Below are 17485 nucleotides of genomic sequence, written 5' to 3'. Positions count from 1 at the left end.
AACGGCCGACCGCCCGACCGGCGCCCCCCGGTCACAGACGGCTCCGGCCGGCGTCAGCGCGCCGCGACCACCTTGAGGCCGGGCAGCAGCGCCGCGCCGCCGCGCGGGCTGCGCACCGGATTGATCTGGTACAGACCCCGCCGCTCCTGGTTGGGCCGGAACGCGTCGGTGATGCCGACGACCGATTCGGCGGCTCCCAGCAACAGCGTGCCGTCCGGCTCCATCACCTTGGCCATTCGCTCGAAGATCGAGGCCTTGGTCTCCTGATCGAAATAGATCAGCACGTTGCGGCAGAAGATGATGTCGAACTTGCCGAGATGCGAGAAGTCCTGCAGCAGATTGAGCTGGCGATGCTGGACCATGCCGCGGATGTCGGCACTGAGCTGCCAGAGCTCGCCGAGCTGCGTGAAATATTTCACCAGCAGCTGGATCGGCAATCCACGCTGCACCTCGAACTGGCTGTAGAGGCCGGCCTTCGATTTCTCCAGCACCTCCTGCGACAGGTCGGTGGCAACGATCTCGATGCGCCAGCCCGCCAGAGCGGGACCGAATTCGCGCAGGCACATCGCGATCGAATACGGCTCCTGTCCGGTCGAGCAGGCGGCCGACCAGATGCGCAGGGAACGACGATTGGCGCGCGACTGGATCAGCGCCGGCAGGATGCCCTCACGGAGATGATCGAACGGAATCTTGTCGCGAAAGAAGAACGTCTCGTTGGTGGTCATCGCCTCGACCACCTGCGTCGTGAGCTGCTCCGCGCCGCTCTTGATCTTCTGCACCAGCTCCGTGATGCCCGGCAGGTTGGAGCGGCGGGCCAGCGGCAGCAACCGGCTTTCGACCAGGTACTGCTTATCGGCCGACAGATCGAGGCCGGAGCGATCCTTCAGGACCTTACGCAAGAACTCATAGTCCAGGGGTGTCACGAACGGTCTCCAGCAAACAGACGAACCAGCTTCGGTCCAATCTGATTCAAGGGAAGGACGGCCGCGCAGATGCCGGCATTGGCTGCTGCGCCCGGCATGCCCCAGACCACGCTGGTCGCCTCGTCCTGCGCGATCACGCTGCCGCCGGCGGCGACGATGTCCTTGCCGCCGCGCATGCCGTCGGATCCCATGCCGGTCAGGATCACGGCCAGGGTCGAGCCCTGCCAGACCTCGATCGCCGACATGAACAAGGGATCGACGGCGGGCTTGCAGAAATTGACCGGAGGACCGTTGTCCAGCGCGATCACCACATCGGCGCCATGGCGCGCCACACGCATGTGGCGGCCGCCGGGGGCAAGGTAGATCTGACCCGGCTTCACCACTTCACCGTCGACGGCCTCATGGGCCGGCCTGCGGCTCGAGCGCGCCAGATGCTCGGCGAGGATGGTGGTGAAGGTCGGCGGCATATGCTGGGTGATCAGCACCGGAAAGCGGTCGATCACGGGACCGAGCTCGGTCACCAGCGACATCAGCGCCTGCGGGCCGCCGGTCGACGATCCGATCAGCAGCACCTTCGGCATCTGCGTGCTGAAGGAGCGGCGCGCCAGCTGGGTCGGCGCGGCGGGCGCCACGGGAGCGACCATCGGCCGCGCCGTTGACGCAGGCCGGAGCCCCTGGACTTGCGGGACGATCGGCGAGGCGGCCGGCGCATGCGGGGCGGGAGCGGCGCGGCGCGCCTTGGCGCCGAGATTGCGGATCTTCTGAATCAAATCGTAGTGGAAATTGTCGGCCGCCGACGCCTCGCGCGTGCTCTCGGGTTTCGGAATGTAGTCGGCCGCGCCGAGCGACAGCGCCTTGAAGCTGATCTCCGCGTTGCGGCGGGTCAGCGTCGACGCCATGATGACGGCGAGGTTCTTCTTCTTGGCAAGCAGCTTCGGCAGGGCGGCGATGCCGTCGAGCTCGGGCATCTCGATGTCGAGCACGGCGACGTCGGGATTGACGCGATCGATCTGGTTCACGGCTTCGAGGCCCGTGCGCAGCGACGCCGCCACGACCATGTCGGGCTCAGACGCGATCCAGCGCGAGATCATGCCGCGAATGACCACGGAATCGTCCACGACCATCACGCGGAGAGGTTCCTGCCTGGTCGAACTTGGGATCGAAGAACTGGCCAACGCGACGCTCATAGTTCACCAACAGGACAGAGGCACGGGGTGACGGCAAGCCCGGACGACCACGGGACCGACGCACGCGACGGAGATCAGATCAGCCCGACTTCCTGAAACTTCGCCGTCACGATGTCCTTGTCGAAGGGCTTCATGATGTACTCGTTGGCGCCGGCGTGCAGCGCGCGCGCGATGTGCGCGACATCGTTCTCGGTCGTGCAGAACACCACCTTCGGCGCGTCGCCGCCGGGCATGCGCCGGAGATTGCCGAGGAACTCGTAGCCGTCCATGACGGGCATGTTCCAGTCGAGCAGCACCGCATCCGGGAGGCCCCGCTTGCAGATCTCCAGCGCCTGCTCGCCGTCCTCCGCTTCCACGATCTGGAAATCCAGACCTTCCAGAATGCGTCGCGCCACCTTTCGAATGACGCTGGAATCGTCAACTACCAGACACGTTCTCATATCAGCCTCACGAGATCAGGATCCAATGCAACGACGCATGATGCGCCGCTGCCCGCACGTTGCAGTGTTCAGGCCGCCATCTTGTCGGCGGCGAGCTCGAGCACGCGATCGACGTCGAGAATGACCATCAGCTGGCCGTCGAGGCGGTGCACGCCGCCGGCAAGCTTCGCCATGCGCGGGTCGAGATTGACGGGGTTCTCCTCCCGGCCCTCCTCGGGCAGCCGCAGCACCTCGCCGATCTGGTCGATCAGGAGACCGTAGGACTCGCCGCGCAGATCGACGCCGACCGCCATCGGCGGCTTGCCGTCCTCGGCGCGGGCAAGGCCGAGCCGCGCCCGCATGTCGACGACGGTCACGATGCGGCCGCGCAGGTTCAGGACCCCGGCGATCTCCGCCGATGACAGCGGCACCCGCGTCACCCGCTCCGGCATGAACACGTCCTGTACCCGGGAGATCGGCAGGCCGAACAGCTGGCCGCCGATCATCGCAGTGACGTATTCGACGGCGGCGCCCTCGGTGGTTTCGATCTTGCTGCTCATCGCACGCTACTCCTGTCCGCTTGCTGTCACGCGGCCCGCCGGTTGGCTTCGGCGCGGGCCCGTTCCTCGATCTGTTCCTTCAGCGCCGCGATCAGGCCTGGCCGGTCGAACTTGGCGATGTAGTCGTAGAGGCCCGCCTGGCGGCCGCGCTCGATCGCCGCCGGCGACACCAGCGACGACACCGCGATGACCGGCATCTGGCTCAGGTTCTGGTCGGCGCGGATCGCCTCGGTGAACTCGAAGCCGTTCATCTCCGGCATCTCGATGTCGGTGACGACGATGTCGAAGCTGTGCCCGGAGCGCAGCGTGGCCAGGCCCTCGATCGCCGAGGCCGCCGTGCGCACCTTGTAGCCGGCCGACTTCAACACCGGCGCCAGCATGTTGCGGAAGAACGGCGAGTCGTCGACCAGCAGCACCGACTGCGTCTGCGCGTCGGTGTGCATCTCCTTGCGGATGAACCAGTCGGCGAAGGCCATCGGCAGGAAGTGGCCGACGTCGATCACCTCGGTCGCCTGGCCCTTGATCACCGCCGAGCCGAGGATGCCGTCCTTGGCGCCGGAGACCTGGATGTTGAGCCGCTCCTCGACGATGTCGATGATCTCGTCGACCACGAGGCCCATCGCGCGGGTCTCGTCGGCGAACACCAGGATCGGCTGCGAGCCCGACGTCTGCACCGACACGCCTTCCATCTGCACCAGGGGCATCAGCTGGTCGCGGTACTGCACCATGTAGCGGCCGTTGGAGATCTCGATCTTGTCGGCCGCGATCTCCTCCAGGCGCGTGACCAGCGCCAGCGGCACCGCCTTGGGCTGCGCCGTGCCGGCGCGGAACACCAGCAGCGAGGTGAGCTGCTCGCCGCCGATGGCGTGATGCGCGGCGTGCTCGTCGGACACCGCCTGCGAGGCCGAGCCGGCGGCGCCGAGCGCTTTCGCAATGCCGTTCGGATCGATGATCATGATCACGGCGCCGTCGCCCAGGATGGTGTTGCCCGAGAACATGTCGATGTGACGCAGCTTGGTCGACATCGGCTTGACCACGATTTCCTCGGTGTGGAACACGCAGTCGACCACGATGCCGAAGGTCTGGTTGCCGACCTGCGTCACCACGATGAAGCCGTTCTCCGGATCGGTCGACGAGCCGTCGTCGATCTTCAGGAGCTTCTTCAGATGCATCAGCGGCAGCAGCTTGTTGCGCAAGCGCAAGACCGCGGTGTCCTTGATGCGCTCGATGCGATGCTCGGAGTTGGCGCGCGCACGCACCAACTCGACGACCGACAATTGCGGGATCGCGAAGCGGTCGCCGCCGGCTTCGACGATCAGCGCCGAGACGATCGCGAGCGTCAGCGGGATCTTGATGGTGACCGAGGTGCCCTCGCCGAGCACCGACTTGATGTCGATGGTGCCGCCGATCTGGTCGATGTTGGTGCGCACCACGTCCATGCCGACGCCGCGGCCCGAGACCGAGGTGACGGCGGCCGCGGTCGAGAAGCCCGGCTCGAAGATGAACTTGTGGATCTGCGCTTCCGTCATCTTCTCGAGCTCGGCCTCGGTGACGAGGCCGTTCGCCAAGGCCTTGGCCTTGATGCGCTCGGTGTTGAGGCCGCGGCCGTTGTCGGCGATGCAGATGATGATATGGCCGCCTTCGTGATAGGCGGACAGCCGGATGGTGCCCTGCTCGGCCTTGCCGGCCGCGGCGCGCTCGGCCATCGTCTCCAGGCCGTGATCGGCGGAGTTGCGCACCATGTGGGTGAGCGGGTCCTTGATCAGGTCGAGCACCTGGCGGTCGAGCTCGGTGTCGGCGCCGTGCATCTCGAGCTCGATCTGCTTGCCGAGTTCGGTGGCGAGGTCGCGGACGATGCGCGGCAGCTTCTGCCAGGCATTGCCGATCGGCTGCATGCGCGTCTTCATGACGCCCTCCTGCAGCTCGGCGGTGACGTTGGACAGCCGCTGCAGCGGCACCTTGAACTCGGTGTCCTCGTTGCGGCGGGCGATCTCCAGGAGCTGGTTGCGCGTCAGCACCAGCTCCGAGACCATCGTCATCAGATGTTCGAGCGTGTCGACGTTGACGCGGATCGACTGGTTGGCGACCTTGTCGTTCTCGTGCACCTCGCCGTCGGCATTGACCTTCGGCCGCGCCGCCTTCTTCGGCTCGGCCTTGGCCTCTGCTTCCGCCTTGGCAGGCCCGGCCTTGGCGACCGGCGCCGGGGCAGCGGCCTTGGGCTCAGGCGCCTTCTCATGCGCGGGCGGCAACTCGATCGCGGTCTCGCGGAAGGCCCGCTCGAGCTCGTCGAGCGACACTTCGCCCGGACGCAGCGGACGCTCCAGCGTCTGGTCGATCAGCGAGCCGTGCGTCACCGCGGGGGCGGGCGGCGCGGCCGGCACCAGCGGCGGGGCCGCTTCGCCGGCGGCCATGGCCGCCATGCCGCGCTCGACCATGGCCTCGAGCTCGCTGATGAGGTCGCGGTCCTCGCCCTCGGGCTCGGCCTCGTTGGCCTCGAGCTGTCCCAGGATGTCCTTGATGCGGTCGATCGTGGTCAGGATCAGCGTGACGGCCTCGCCGGTCACCGGCATGCCGTCGCGGAATTTGCCCATCAATGTTTCGGCGGCATGCGCCAGTGCTTCGAGCCGCGGCAGGCCGAGGAAGCCGCAGGTCCCCTTGATCGTGTGCACCAGCCGGAAGATGTTATCGAGGATCTTGGCGTTGTTCGGCTCCTGCTCGAACCGCACCAATTGATTATCGACGGTGTCCAGGCTCTCGCTGGTCTCCGTCAGGAACTCACGCAACAGGTCATCCATGAAACTGGCCTTCGCACGCAACGGAACGCGACATGACGCGCCCTTCAAACCGTGGCCAGTTTCGGTGCAAAGCGTTTAATATTAGTTGAGTAAGCGCAAATGAACGGACTCAACAAAGAGATAAGATGCATCCGGACAAGTTCGGACACATCGGCAAGGCTTGATTAACCATGGTGAAGGGATTGTTGCGTCTGTCCCACGACACGAGGTCGCAGGGACTGACGCGGCAGGACGTCCGCCCGATCAGGCCGCCTGCACGACCATCGCATTGCCGTCGGCGGTGAGCGTCACCTTGAGGCCGCAGGCATCGGCGAGCAGACGGGTGTAGTAGGGCTGCACCGCGTGGGCATCGATGGTCGATTGCAAGTCGCCACCGAGCAGATTGACGATGTTCTGCGGCAGCCGGGCATTGAGCCCGGTGGCGGCGACGCGGAAGCTCATGGTCTCGCCATCGCCGATCGGGTCGACGGTCAGCATGCCGCCGCGCGGGATCGTCTGCTGCGCCACCACCATCATGTTGAGCAGCAGCTTGACCCGGTTCTTGGGCAACAGCAGCCGCGGCAGATTCCAGGTGATCGAGGTCTTGGCGTCCTCGATGTGGCCGCGCGCCATGGTCTGGGCGTCGCCGAGATCGATCTGCGCGCCCGCAGAGCCGGCCGCACCAAAGGCGAGGCGGCAGAATTGCAGCCGGGCCGACGCCGTCTTGGCGCTCTTGCGGATCAGCTCCAGCGCGAAGTCGCGATCCTCCGGCTTCGGATTGTCGTCGAGCACCTCGAGCCCATTGACGATGGCCCCGACCGGACTAATCAGGTCGTGGCAGACCTTCGAGCAGAGCAGAGCGGCAAGTTCGAGCGTATCGGGAGCGGGTATCGGATTGGCGATCTCGGGAGAGGACGTGCCGGACATTCGATGTTCCTGAAATCCGCGAACCTGGGCGAATCATGCTTGCGTTAACGCTTGATACACTGCGAAAGCATGGACCGCCACCGAACTGAGAGCGGCACACGGGAAAGTACGTAGCGGTTTTCCCGGCAGCCGCAATGAACGTGCGAACGGCCGTACCCGGATGCGCCGGGCGCCAGAACAGGGATACGATGATGCCAGCTGCGTACGGAATGGCCGGAAGGAGCACCGCGCAATGACGACGGCACCGACTGCAGGAACCGTCGGGGTCGAGGCCGCCGCGGCGCTGATGACGCCTCTGACGGAACTCGTCGTCGAGGCGGCCTACGCGATCCTCGCCGTCAACCGGCGCGCCATGGCCGTCACCGACAAATCCGACGGCTCGCCGGTCACCGAGGCCGATCTTGCCGCCGACCGGGTCATTGCCGAGGGGCTGGCGCGGCTGGCGCCCGCGATCCCCGCGCTGTCGGAGGAGCGGGTCGGAACGAGCGCAGGACCGTTCGAGGGCAGCTTCTTCCTGATCGATCCGCTCGACGGCACCAAGGAGTTCGTCGCCGGGCGCGGCGAGTTCACGGTCAATCTGGCGCTGGTTACCGACGGCAGCCCGCTGCTCGGCATCGTCTGCGCGCCGGCCATCGGCCAGATCTGGCGCGGCCTGGTCGGCCGTGGCGCCGAGCGGCTGTCGTTCACGGAGGCGGGTCTGGCGGCCGCCGAGCCGATCCGCACCCGGCCGATGCCGCCGCAAGGCGCGGCATGGGTCGCCGCGGTCAGCCGGTCGCATGGCGATGCCCGCACCGAAGCCTTCATTGCGGCGCGTCCGGGCGCGGTGCGCCTGCCGCTCGGCTCGGCCGTGAAGTTCGGGCGGCTCGCCGAAGGTCTGGCCGACATCTATCCGCGGCTCGGCCCGACCTCGGAATGGGACGTGGCGGCAGGCCATGCCGTGGTCGCAGCCGCCGGCGGCACCGTCACCAGCGAGACCGGCGCGCCGTTGCGCTATGGCGAGCGCCCCGACGGCTTCATCGTGCCGTCCTTCATCGCCTGGGGCGACCCGGCTGCGGTGAAGGTTTGAGACAGCGCTGCCGCGCTATTGCGGCAGGTCGCCCTCGAGCGCCGGCCAACGGGCCTCCGCACCCGGCAGATAGCGGCTCGGGTCGGCCGCGAAAGCGTCGCGGCTCTCTTCTCGGTTGAACAGGAACAGCCGTTCCTCGACCACGACGAAGAAGCGCGGGTTGCCGGCCACCGTCACGCCGCGAGCCACATCGGTCGGGTCGTAGCCGCCGAATTGCGGGCCGTAGACCTCCGGATGGGCCAGGAACGAGGCGCGATTGCCCTCGTTGCGAAACCGCCAGACCACTCCACCCTGGGACGCCTCGAAATCCGGCAGCCCCGGCATGGCCCTGCCATCCACGAAATAGGAAACAGGGTCGAAGCCGTCGATCGCCAGCCCGCTGAAGCGGTCGGAGATGATGCGCTGCGTCGTGGCCGCCGGCGCGCCGACCGGCGGCAGCCCAGCGAGCGCGATAGCGGCAATTACAAGGCGAAACAGCGACTTTGACCCGGTCTGGGGCGGTTGTTGCCGTTGTGCGGTCATAGTTGGTGCCGATAACATGGGAGTCGCAGGGGCATCGCCCCTCGCCCGACAATCGCCCGATGTGGTTGGCGTCAGGTTAAGGCGAGGCTCGGGCAGCCGATAGCAGGGGATTTCCATCGATGAGTTTCGCATCCCGCCTTGCCGCCACGACTTTCGCGGCCGTGCTGGCCATGACCGCGTCGGTCGCCGCGCAGCAGGCGCCCCCGCCTGCCGCGCCGCCGTATCAGCAGCCCGCACCCCCGCCGCGCCCTGCGCCGAGCCCGGACAGCTTCAACCCGGACGAGCTCGTCAATGCCGGCCACCGCTTCTTCGGCAACGTCTCGCGCGGCCTCGCCTCGGTGATCGAGCGCGCCGTCAGCCAATGGGGCCTGCCGAATGGCTACATCCTGGGTGAGGAAGGCGCCGGTGCCTTCGTCGCCGGTCTCCGTTACGGCGAAGGCACGCTCTACACCAAGAACGCCGGCGACCTCCGCGTCTATTGGCAGGGCCCCTCGCTCGGCTTCGACTGGGGCGGCGACGGCGCCCGCACCATGACGCTGGTCTACAACCTGCCGGCCACCAGCGCGATCTACCAGCGCTTCGTCGGCATCGACGGCTCGGCCTATATCGTCGGCGGCTTCGGCATGACGGCGCTCACCGCCAACAACATCGTGCTGGTCCCGATCAGGTCCGGCATCGGCCTGCGGCTCGGCGCCAATGTCGGCTACCTCAAGTTCACGCCGAGCGCGACCTGGAACCCGTTCTGAGGCCGCCGCCGATACCGCCAATTGATGCCGCGAGGACACGTTCTCCCGTGACGGATCAAGGTTAACACGGCATTGGGCTGGCGTTGAATCAGCCCGCCGTGCATTGTGATTCCGTTAATCATTTCTGACCGGGAGTTGTGCGTCATGGTCGAGCCGATCATGTATTTTGCGATCGGTTTTCTGATCGCCATGCTCTGTGCGCTGATGATCGTGCCGCTGGTGCACAATCGTGCGGTGCGGCTGACGACGCGCCGGCTCGAGGCGGCGACGCCGCTGTCGATGGCCGAGATCCAGGCCGACAAGGACCAGCTGCGCGCGGAGTTCGCGATGTCGGCGCGGCGGCTGGAGATGAGCGTCGACGCGCTCAAGAACAAGGCCACCGGCCAGCTCGCCGACCTCGGCAAGAAGACCGACGCCATCAACCGCATGAAGATCGAGCTCGGCGAGAAGAACGCCGCGATCTTTGCGCTGGAGGCGCGCGAGAAGGCGCTGAAGGATCAGCTGCGCGCCACCGAGGAAGAATTCGCCGCCAAGACGGAGGCGCTGCGCGCCGCCGAGCAGGCGCTGAAGGAGAAGCAGGCCGAGCAGGTGCGCCTGACTGCCGAGCTCAACGACAAGGCTTTGCTGGCCGACAGCCGGCAGGTCGAGCTGGTGTCGGTCAGGACCCAGGTCGAGGAGCTGCGCAGCCGCGTGGCCGACGCCGAGAAGGAATTCTCCGCGACCCAGACGCGGCTCGCGCTGGAGCGCGACGAATCCGACACCGCGACCAAGGCGCTCAACGACGCCCGCGCGCGGGTCGAGAATCTCAGCCAGCGCGTCACCGAGCTCGACCGCCAGCTGATCGTCCAGGTCAAGGAAGCCGAGATGCTGGCGAGCCGCGTCGCCGACCTCGAGGGCCGGCTGTCGACCCAGGGCAAGCTGCTTGCCGAACGTGATTTCGAGAACAACCAGCTGCGCGAGGCCAACGTGGCCGCCGACCGCGCCTTGAAGGAGCTGCGCGAGGAGCTGGCCGGCATGGGCAGCGGCAAGTCGGCCGCGTTCGAGCGGCTCAAATCCGAGAAGGCCGCCCTCGAACAGCAGCTGCAGGCCGCCCGCGACGAGCGCACCAAGCTGCAGCGCGAGATGAACGCCATCCAGCAGCAGGCCGAGAGCACCTGGGCCCAGGAGCGGATGGAGAACGCGCTGTTGCGCGAACGTATCAACGACATCGCCGCCGAGGTCGCCAAGCTCGCGATGCAGATCGAGGGCCCGAACTCGACGATCGAGGCCATGCTGGCCGCCGAGCCGGCCCCCGCCAAGCCTGCCAACGCCAATGGCGTTGCCGCGGCGCCGGCTGCTGCGGCCGGCGGTGCGCCCCAGGGCGGTACCCTGGCCGACCGCATCCGCGCGCTGCAGTCTCATGCCTCGCGAGCACGGCAGCTCGGGGCCTGAGGCCGCCGGATCGGAGCCGAGTGCGGCGGATATCTGCCCCTCGCTTCAGTATGGAGGCTGGCCCGCGAGAGGGCCGGTTTCGGCCCCGATCGAGGACGGGCCACCGCACCCCGGCAGTTTTCCTCGCCATCTCCGCCGCAAATCCTTGACACCCCCTGCCCGCGCTTCGTAAATCGCGGGCTCCGACGGACTGCTTCGGCGGCTCGCTGGCTCACAGCCACGACCGCCACCGGCAACCGGGCGCATAGCTCAGCGGGAGAGCGTTCCCTTCACACGGGAGAGGTCCAAGGTTCGATCCCTTGTGCGCCCACCATTAAGCAAGATATGCCAACAGGTTAGCAGGCCTTTTCCCTAACGATGTGCCCCCATTGCTCCGGGGCACAATCTGGGCACACCGGAAATTGAGCAATCGGCACCGTCTAATATACCTCGGTTCCTCAGAGCGCACCTGCTGTGGGACAATCAGGCGGAAGCGCTCGGCAAGAGGCGGGAACCGGGTTGGCACCCCGGGGAAGCGCCTGACGCCGCCATCCACCAGCGACGATCAGACCAAGCTGGACAATCTGTTTCACCTGCTCGCTTTCGTCCCTCAGGGCTCCCGTCGCCGCGAGCGGTCAAGCCGTGCCAATCGTGATCCGCCGCGCGGTCAGTTCGTCATCGGCCCGCTGCGCGCAACGCGGCGGCTGCACAGGCATATCGCCTATCAACGGCTGTTCAACCTGCTCGAACTCACCGGCAACGCGCTCGCCGAGCGGATCCGGCGGACCTCAGCCCCACGCCTCCGCCCGTCGCCTCGTCGAGGCGCTCACATCGCCTTGGCGAGCGCAAGCAATCGGAAATCCTCGAGCGCCGCGTGGCGATGCGGGGCGGCTTCGCGCCGGTAGATCTCGGTGTCGACACCGGCCGAGTCGTTCTGTGAGGCGCAGCAGCCATCCTGCTCGCTCCCGCCGGGTCAGCGCCTTCGCGTCAGGACCGAATGGATCTGCGAGACGACGGTGGCGCCTTCGCCGACGGCGGCTGCGACGCGCTTGGTCGAACCTGCCCTGACATCGCCGATCGCAAAGATCCCGGGCCTGCTCGTCTCGAGCGGCAATCTGTGCCCCGGTCCGGCTTGCTCGCCCGTCAGCACGAAGCCGCGGCCGTCGATGTCAACGCAGCCGTTGATCCACTGCGAATTGGGATCGGCGCCGATGAAGAGGAACAGATGGCGCGCCTCCTGCGTCCGAGTGGTGCCGCTGCCGTTGTCGCGCAGCGTCACGGCGGTCACGCCCGTCGCGCGGTTACCGTGCAGGACGACGACTTCCGAGCCAAGATGCAGCTCGACATTTGGAAGCGCGGAAATCCGGTCGATCAGATAACGCGACATCGTCTGCGCCAGCGGCCGGCGAACCACGAGGTCGAGCCGCTCGACCAGGGGCGCGAGATAGGCAACCGCCTGACCCGCTGAGTTGCCGCCGCCGACCAGCGTGACCTTGGCATCCGCGCAGAGACGTGCCTCGATCGGCGACGCCCAGTACGAAACGCCGGCACCTTCGAACTCGCCCAAGCCGGCAATGTCCGGCCGCCGATACCGGGCTCCCGACGCGATCACGACGGTCTTCGCACGTGCCGTGCTTCCGCCGCCGAGCTCCAGCGTAAAGTCGGCACCCGACTCATCCCCGTGACAGTGAAGCCGGTCGACCGTGAGCGGGATCGCGACTTCGGCGCCGAACTTGACGGCTTGATTGAACGCGCGTCCGGCCAGGGCCTGACCTGAAATGCCCGTGGGGAAGCCGAGATAGTTCTCGATCCGCGCGGACGCACCCGCCTGGCCGCCGAAGGCGCGGGAATCGAGCACCAGGGCAGAGAGCCCTTCCGATGCGGCGTAGACCGCCGCCGCCAGTCCCGCCGGCCCGGCGCCAACGATGGCGACATCGTACACCGTCTGCGGGTCGAGCACCGGCAAAATGCCAAGACAGGACGCCGCGTCGGCATCGCTCGGCTTCGCCAGCAACGTGCCGTTGGGACAGATCATCAACGGCAGATCGTCGGCCGCGATGCCGAGCCGTTGCACCAGTTCACGTCCCTCCGATTCCGACGCATCGATCGTGGTGAACGGATAGCCGTTGCGTGCCAGAAAGCCCGCGAGGCGCACGATTTCGGGTGCATCGCTGCGACCGACCAGGACCGAGCCGGCACTGCCGCCCTGCCCCTCCTCGATCAGCATGATGCGACGAAGAATGTACGCCCGCATGATGATCTCGCCGACCTCGGCCGAGGCAATGACGAGGGCGCGCAAATGCGGCGCATCGAATGGAACAGCCAGCGCCCCCTGTTCGCCTGCGACGACCGACATCAGCGTTGGACGGCCCGACAGGTGATTGGTCTCGCCAGTGAACTGCCCGCGGCGGTAGGTCGTCACCAGCGACGACTTGCCCGCCGCGCCGCGCATGCGCGCATCGGCTGATCCCTCCAGGATCATCCAGGCTGGAATGTTGCGGGCACCGATGTCGTAGATCGTCTCATGAGCGTCGAAGCGGCGTGCATCCTCGCTTGCAAAGCGCCGGGCCACGCTGATTTGCGACTCCGAAAGCGTCGGGAAGATCTGCTCGCGGCGAGTCTCACTGATAGCCATGGCGTCAAACACCCGTTCCATGCAGCCAAGCCGGCTTCGTTCATGCCCGCGCGAGCTGCGGCACCTTTGCCAGGGTCAGCGCGAAGACGGCGAGCCCGAGCATTGTCAAACCGAAACCAGCCCATGCGCATGACAGCAGTCCGTGACCGGACGCGATCACCTGGCCGCCGGCCCATGCGCCGATCGCATTAGACAAGTTGAGCGCGGCGAGATTCATGGCGCCCATCAAAGTGGGCGCTTCCGGGGCCAGGCGCGTAAGCCGGACCTGAATGGTCGGGATCGCGGTCATCATCGTGGCGCCCACGCCGAACAAGGCGGGCATGAGCACCCAGACATGGCTGCCTGCGATCGCCAGAACAGCGAGCACCACGAGAGCGCAACCGAATCCGACGACGAGGCCACGCGCGGGATAGGCATCGGCGAGTCGCCCGCCGATGAAGTTGCCGAAGGTCATGCCGAACCCGAACAGCGCCAACGCGAATGGGATCCAGGCGCGATCAAGTGCGGCCTGGTCAGTCACCAGCGGACCGATGAAAGTGTAGATCGCGAAGATGCTGGCAACACCGAGCGCCGCGACCAGCATGGTGCCCCACACGGCGGGCCGGCGCAGCGCGCCGAGCTCCTGCATCAAGGGACGGCCGCGAAGCGCCCGACTAACCGGCACCCAAGCCCAAAGAGCCAGCAGCGCAAGCAGCCCCACGCATGCGACGACGGCATAGGTCCGCCGCCAGCCAATCGCCTGACCCAGGAAGGTCGCCAGCGGCGATCCAATGATGGTTGCAATCGTCAGTCCGCCCATGACCTGCGCGAACGCCCTGCCGGATTGACCGGGACCGACGATGTAGGACGCGACCATGGCGCCCGCGCCGAAGTAGGCACCTTGCGGCAGTCCGCTCACGAAACGCGCGAGGGCTAGAAGCAGCAGATTGAGGGCAATCGCCGACAGCGCGTTGCCGAGCACGAACAGCGCCATGAGGCAGAGCAGCAGCGTCCGCCGGTTTAGCCGCGCGGCCATCAGCGTCACGAGAGGCGCTCCGACCACCACACCGAACGCGTAAGCCGTGATTGCGTAGGTCGCGGCCGGAATGTCGACGCCAAGCCCGGTCGAGAGCAACTGAAGGATTCCCATGCTCGCGAATTCGGACGTGCCGATGCAGAAGCTTCCGAACGCGAGCGCAAACAGCGTCAGGCCGCGCCTGCGCTGCTGGGCATCATCCGTGCAATGGTCCTCAACGGCTGCGCATTGCGCTCGGTAGGCGCTCTCGAGCATCACTGTCTCCACTCACAAGGAAGGTCAGATCGCGGCGATCACGGCGCGACGATCTCGCAATCGGTTCACATGTTGATGTCAGCGCGTCCGCGCTGCGGAAGCTCTGGCGCACAGCTATTCACGCCCTCGGAACCGCCGCGTGGCTGTGTCACTTTGGACAAGGCTGTCCTGCCGCGCCCCAGAGGGCCACATCCTTGACGTGATCCTCGAACGTGCCCGGCGGCGTTGAGCGTCCCGCGCCCGGCGCCCAGCCGCGCGGGATGAAGCCGTTCTGCGAAGCGTCATGGCGCAGATGTTCGAGCAGACCGACGGCGTCGCGGCCCCCGTTGCGCTTGGGATCCTTGAGTTGCGCGCAGATCTCGGCGCCTTTCTTGCCGAACCAGATGAACTCGACTGGCGCGAGTTGCCAGTCAATGCCCGCGTGCGGCGGCGCAGGCGCCGGATCATTCGGCATAGCCGAGGTCATGTGACAGGTCGAGCACGGCACCGCCTCGGCACCGATGCGGCTGTCGCCACCATGGATGTTCATGCCGTGCACGCGCGGTTTGGTTTCACCCGCCGGCGTCCAGATCGGAATCGCCCTGGCATCGACGTGACAATTGGCGCAGCGCGGATGAGTGATGACCGCTTCGATCCGCCTCCAGGCCTTCAGTCCTTCAGCGCGGCTGACGCTGCCGGGCGGCAGCGCGTCTTTGTTGGTCTCGTCCTTGGCGGCAACGATGCCAGTGAGCGCCGCAATAGCTGACGTGGCGACGACCATCGCAGTCAAAGAGCGTTTCATGGCCTGCCTCACACGAATTCGATGAACTTGTTGAAGGGCATTTCGCGGATGCGCTTGCCCGTGGCCGCGAAGATCGCGTTGGCGAGGGCGGGCGCCACGGGCGGCACCGGCGGCTCACCGAGGCCCCTCACCTTCGGATCGTTCTCGAGACCGCGCACGGTGATCACCGGACACTGGTACATTCGCATCGCTTCGTGATGATTGTAGTTGGTCTGCTGCACCCCGCCCTTGGCGTAGGTCAGTTCGCAGTTCATTGCGTGACCGAGCCCCCAGACGACGCCGCCCTGCACCTGGCTCTCGAAGTTGACGGGGTCGATTATCTTGCCGACATCGACGGCGACGAAAACCTTGTCGACGCGGATGCCGCGCGGCGTCGCCGTCACGTCGACGACCTCGGCGACCGGCGTTCCGAACGACTCGACGAAGGCGACGCCGCGGCCCCTGCCCTGACCGAGAGGTCCCTTCCAGTCCGACATCTCCGCAACCGTCTCGAGCACCTTGCGATAGTGCGGCACGACACACATCTCGATGCGAGCTTTCATCGGGTCGAGCCCCGCCGCATGAATCATCTCGTCGATGAAACTCTCGGTGAAGAAGCCGGCCGTGGAGGCACCGACCGAGCGCCAGGTCGTGCACGGCGACAGGTTGCGCGCCTCGAAGGTCGTAGCGCGAAAGTGCGGGATATCGTAGTAGACGTTCCACAGCCCGGCGGCGAGTTGCGGATCGGGATCCTTGGTCGGCATGCCCATGTGCTCGAGCAGTCCGTTATAGGGCATCGTGCCCGCGAGCTTCAGGTCGGCCGAAATGATCCTGCCCTTGGCCACGCTGCCTTTGTGGCGGGCGATCGAGATCTGGCGCGGGATATCCTGACGGAAATCCTCCTCGCGCGAGAACACCAGCTTGATCGGCGTGCCGCGCATCTGGCTGGCGATCTCCGCCAGCACGCGGACGTTCTCGAACTCCAAACGATGCCCGAAGCTGCCGCCCGTCCACTGGTTGTGAAACGTCACCTGCTCCGGCTTCAGGCCGGCATTGGCAGCCGCGATCGCCTGCACCGCCTGCGGGCTCTGATGCCCGACCCAGATCTCCATGCCCGCATCGGTTACGACGGCGACGCCGTTGAGCGGCTCCAGTGGCTGGTGACCGACATAAGGTGCGCGATACTCGGCCTCGACCCGCTTGCCTTGCTTGAGACCGGCCTCGACATCACCGATCTTGCGCCACTCCTTGCCGAGAAACTCCGGTTTGAAAGATGCCTCCAGCGTCTTCCAATGATCGGCCTGTTCGGCAGGATAGGTCGACGGTGCCCATTCGCAGTCGATCGTCTCGACCGCCTTCATGGCATACCAGCTATTTGTCGCGACGGCAGCGACGCCGTTCTTCAAACGCAGGATCTTCTTCACGCCCGGCATTGTCCGTGCCTTGGAGGCATCGTAGGATTTCAGCGGCTGCCCCTTGTTGGGGTTCAGTTTGACGGCGGCGTACAGCATCCCGTCCATCCTCATGTCGATGCCGAACTTCAATTCGCCCAGCACTTTCGAGCGGATGTCGAGCCGCATCATCGGCTTGCCAAGAATCCTCCACGTCGAGGGATCGCGCGGCTTGGCGTCGAGCACCGGCGGAATGCGCGCCGCGTCCGCTGCGAGATCGACATAGGCGATCCGCGTGGCGTTCGGCAGCACCACATGACCGGACTGGGTGCTGAGATCGGCCAGCGGCACGCCCGTGCGCTTGGCCGCCGCAAGCTTCAACGTCTCGCGCGCGACGGCGCCGGCCACCCGCAGCTTCTCATAAGTGTCAGGGATGGTGCTCGACCCACCCGTCATCTGCAGCCCGGACTTCCTTAGACCTTCGAGCGCGGCGGCGCGAGCCTTCTCGGCGGCAGGGCTCTGGTCCGCAGCCAGGAAGGGTGCGAGCTCTTCCTTGAAGCCCGTATTGAAATAGGCGGGGTGCGGTCCGGCGAACCGGATCTCGAACTGACCGGGATCGAGGTCCATCTCCTCGGCGATCATCATCGGTTGCACCGAGCCGGTGCCCTGGCCGATATCGGCATGCTGGGCAATCAGCGTGATCTTGCCGGCACTGATCTCGACCCATGGGTTGAAGGTCACCGCATCGGGCGCAAGGCCCGCGGCCAGCGGATTGTCGCTGGCCGATTCAGCCGCCTGCACGGCCGCGCCGTAGCCGCCGAATGCAACACCGCCGGCCAGCGCCGCGGACCCGATGAGGAAGGACCGACGGGAAAGACCTTGCGCGATATCCATG

At 66.4% G+C, this 17485-nt stretch carries 14 protein-coding genes and 1 tRNA gene; 4 read left to right on the top strand and 11 right to left on the bottom strand.

Annotated features, from left to right (window positions below; all coding sequences use genetic code 11):
- Positions 1-53 precede the first annotated feature (53 nt).
- The 6 genes from QX094_RS17525 to chpT all read right to left on the bottom strand — a co-directional run bounded on the left by QX094_RS17525 (position 54) and on the right by chpT (position 6790).
- The gene (locus QX094_RS17525; RefSeq protein ID WP_315752677.1) at positions 54-923 is read right to left on the bottom strand and encodes a protein-glutamate O-methyltransferase CheR; all 870 of its coding nucleotides are present in this window, start codon (positions 921-923) and stop codon (positions 54-56) included.
- Positions 920-2110, bottom strand: coding sequence for a chemotaxis response regulator protein-glutamate methylesterase (locus QX094_RS17520; RefSeq protein ID WP_315714015.1), 1191 nt, complete (start codon positions 2108-2110; stop codon positions 920-922). Before QX094_RS17520 ends, QX094_RS17525 begins: the two co-directional genes overlap by 4 nt.
- A 74-nt stretch (positions 2111-2184) precedes the next feature.
- Entirely contained in the window at positions 2185-2550 is a 366-nt protein-coding gene (locus QX094_RS17515) for a PleD family two-component system response regulator (protein WP_006613312.1), read from the bottom strand.
- A 68-nt stretch (positions 2551-2618) separates the two neighbouring features.
- Positions 2619-3089: a chemotaxis protein CheW gene (locus QX094_RS17510; protein ID WP_315714012.1), complete on the bottom strand. Its 471-nt coding sequence runs from the start codon at positions 3087-3089 to the stop codon at positions 2619-2621.
- A gap of 26 nt (positions 3090-3115) precedes the next feature.
- Positions 3116-5884, bottom strand: a complete 2769-nt coding sequence (locus QX094_RS17505; protein WP_315714011.1) for a hybrid sensor histidine kinase/response regulator — start codon at positions 5882-5884, stop codon at positions 3116-3118.
- Between the two features lie 243 nt (positions 5885-6127).
- Complete coding sequence (chpT, locus tag QX094_RS17500; protein ID WP_315752676.1) at positions 6128-6790, bottom strand: histidine phosphotransferase ChpT; 663 nt, start codon at positions 6788-6790, stop codon at positions 6128-6130.
- Positions 6791-7022: 232 nt separating this feature from the next.
- Here chpT and cysQ point away from each other — a divergent pair, with 232 nt between their 5' ends.
- Complete coding sequence (cysQ, locus tag QX094_RS17495; RefSeq protein ID WP_315714009.1) at positions 7023-7856, top strand: 3'(2'),5'-bisphosphate nucleotidase CysQ; 834 nt, start codon at positions 7023-7025, stop codon at positions 7854-7856.
- Between the two features lie 15 nt (positions 7857-7871).
- Here cysQ and QX094_RS17490 read toward each other — a convergent pair whose 3' ends face one another.
- Complete coding sequence (locus tag QX094_RS17490) at positions 7872-8378, bottom strand: YHS domain-containing (seleno)protein (RefSeq protein WP_315714008.1); 507 nt, start codon at positions 8376-8378, stop codon at positions 7872-7874.
- Positions 8379-8497: 119 nt separating this feature from the next.
- Between QX094_RS17490 and QX094_RS17485 the strand changes: the two genes are divergently transcribed.
- The 3 genes from QX094_RS17485 (at position 8498) to QX094_RS17475 (ending at position 10868) form a co-directional block, all read left to right on the top strand.
- Positions 8498-9124, top strand: a complete 627-nt coding sequence (locus tag QX094_RS17485) for a DUF1134 domain-containing protein (RefSeq protein ID WP_315714007.1) — start codon at positions 8498-8500, stop codon at positions 9122-9124.
- A gap of 144 nt (positions 9125-9268) precedes the next feature.
- Positions 9269-10555, top strand: a complete 1287-nt coding sequence (locus tag QX094_RS17480; protein ID WP_315714006.1) for a hypothetical protein — start codon at positions 9269-9271, stop codon at positions 10553-10555.
- 238 nt (positions 10556-10793) lie between these two features.
- Positions 10794-10868, top strand: a tRNA-Val gene (locus tag QX094_RS17475).
- Positions 10869-11507: 639 nt separating this feature from the next.
- Here QX094_RS17475 and QX094_RS17470 read toward each other — a convergent pair.
- The 4 genes from QX094_RS17470 to QX094_RS17455 form a co-directional block, all read right to left on the bottom strand.
- Positions 11508-13169: an FAD-dependent oxidoreductase gene (locus QX094_RS17470; protein ID WP_316188072.1), complete on the bottom strand. Its 1662-nt coding sequence runs from the start codon at positions 13167-13169 to the stop codon at positions 11508-11510.
- A gap of 40 nt (positions 13170-13209) precedes the next feature.
- Positions 13210-14439 carry an MFS transporter gene (locus tag QX094_RS17465; protein ID WP_316188071.1) on the bottom strand — a complete coding sequence of 410 codons (1230 nt, stop codon included), beginning with the start codon at positions 14437-14439 and terminating at the stop codon, positions 13210-13212.
- Positions 14440-14587: 148 nt separating this feature from the next.
- Positions 14588-15220: a hypothetical protein gene (locus QX094_RS17460; protein WP_284422230.1), complete on the bottom strand. Its 633-nt coding sequence runs from the start codon at positions 15218-15220 to the stop codon at positions 14588-14590.
- 8 nt (positions 15221-15228) lie between these two features.
- Complete coding sequence (locus tag QX094_RS17455) at positions 15229-17484, bottom strand: xanthine dehydrogenase family protein molybdopterin-binding subunit (RefSeq protein ID WP_316188070.1); 2256 nt, start codon at positions 17482-17484, stop codon at positions 15229-15231.
- Position 17485 lies beyond the last annotated feature (1 nt).

The sequence above is a fragment of the Bradyrhizobium sp. SZCCHNS1050 genome, from assembly GCF_032484785.1.
In the GTDB taxonomy this organism is placed as follows: domain Bacteria; phylum Pseudomonadota; class Alphaproteobacteria; order Rhizobiales; family Xanthobacteraceae; genus Bradyrhizobium.
The sequence above is the reverse complement of the archived record's forward strand: the minus strand, read 5'-3'. Positions and strand labels throughout refer to the sequence as shown.

What these genes read in the sequence shown, in the direction of transcription:
- QX094_RS17520 (WP_315714015.1), bottom strand. Translation starts at nt 2,110, where the DNA reads ATGAGCGTCGCGTTGGCCAGTTCTTCGATCCCAAGTTCGACCAGGCAG.
- QX094_RS17515 (WP_006613312.1), bottom strand. Translation starts at nt 2,550, where the DNA reads ATGAGAACGTGTCTGGTAGTTGACGATTCCAGCGTCATTCGAAAGGTG.
- QX094_RS17510 (WP_315714012.1), bottom strand. Translation starts at nt 3,089, where the DNA reads ATGAGCAGCAAGATCGAAACCACCGAGGGCGCCGCCGTCGAATACGTC.
- QX094_RS17505 (WP_315714011.1), bottom strand. Translation starts at nt 5,884, where the DNA reads ATGGATGACCTGTTGCGTGAGTTCCTGACGGAGACCAGCGAGAGCCTG.
- chpT (WP_315752676.1), bottom strand. Translation starts at nt 6,790, where the DNA reads ATGTCCGGCACGTCCTCTCCCGAGATCGCCAATCCGATACCCGCTCCC.
- cysQ (WP_315714009.1), top strand. Translation starts at nt 7,023, where the DNA reads ATGACGACGGCACCGACTGCAGGAACCGTCGGGGTCGAGGCCGCCGCG.
- QX094_RS17490 (WP_315714008.1), bottom strand. Translation starts at nt 8,378, where the DNA reads ATGACCGCACAACGGCAACAACCGCCCCAGACCGGGTCAAAGTCGCTG.
- QX094_RS17485 (WP_315714007.1), top strand. Translation starts at nt 8,498, where the DNA reads ATGAGTTTCGCATCCCGCCTTGCCGCCACGACTTTCGCGGCCGTGCTG.
- QX094_RS17480 (WP_315714006.1), top strand. Translation starts at nt 9,269, where the DNA reads ATGGTCGAGCCGATCATGTATTTTGCGATCGGTTTTCTGATCGCCATG.
- QX094_RS17470 (WP_316188072.1), bottom strand. Translation starts at nt 13,169, where the DNA reads ATGGCTATCAGTGAGACTCGCCGCGAGCAGATCTTCCCGACGCTTTCG.
- QX094_RS17465 (WP_316188071.1), bottom strand. Translation starts at nt 14,439, where the DNA reads ATGCTCGAGAGCGCCTACCGAGCGCAATGCGCAGCCGTTGAGGACCAT.
- QX094_RS17460 (WP_284422230.1), bottom strand. Translation starts at nt 15,220, where the DNA reads ATGAAACGCTCTTTGACTGCGATGGTCGTCGCCACGTCAGCTATTGCG.
- QX094_RS17455 (WP_316188070.1), bottom strand. Translation starts at nt 17,484, where the DNA reads ATGGATATCGCGCAAGGTCTTTCCCGTCGGTCCTTCCTCATCGGGTCC.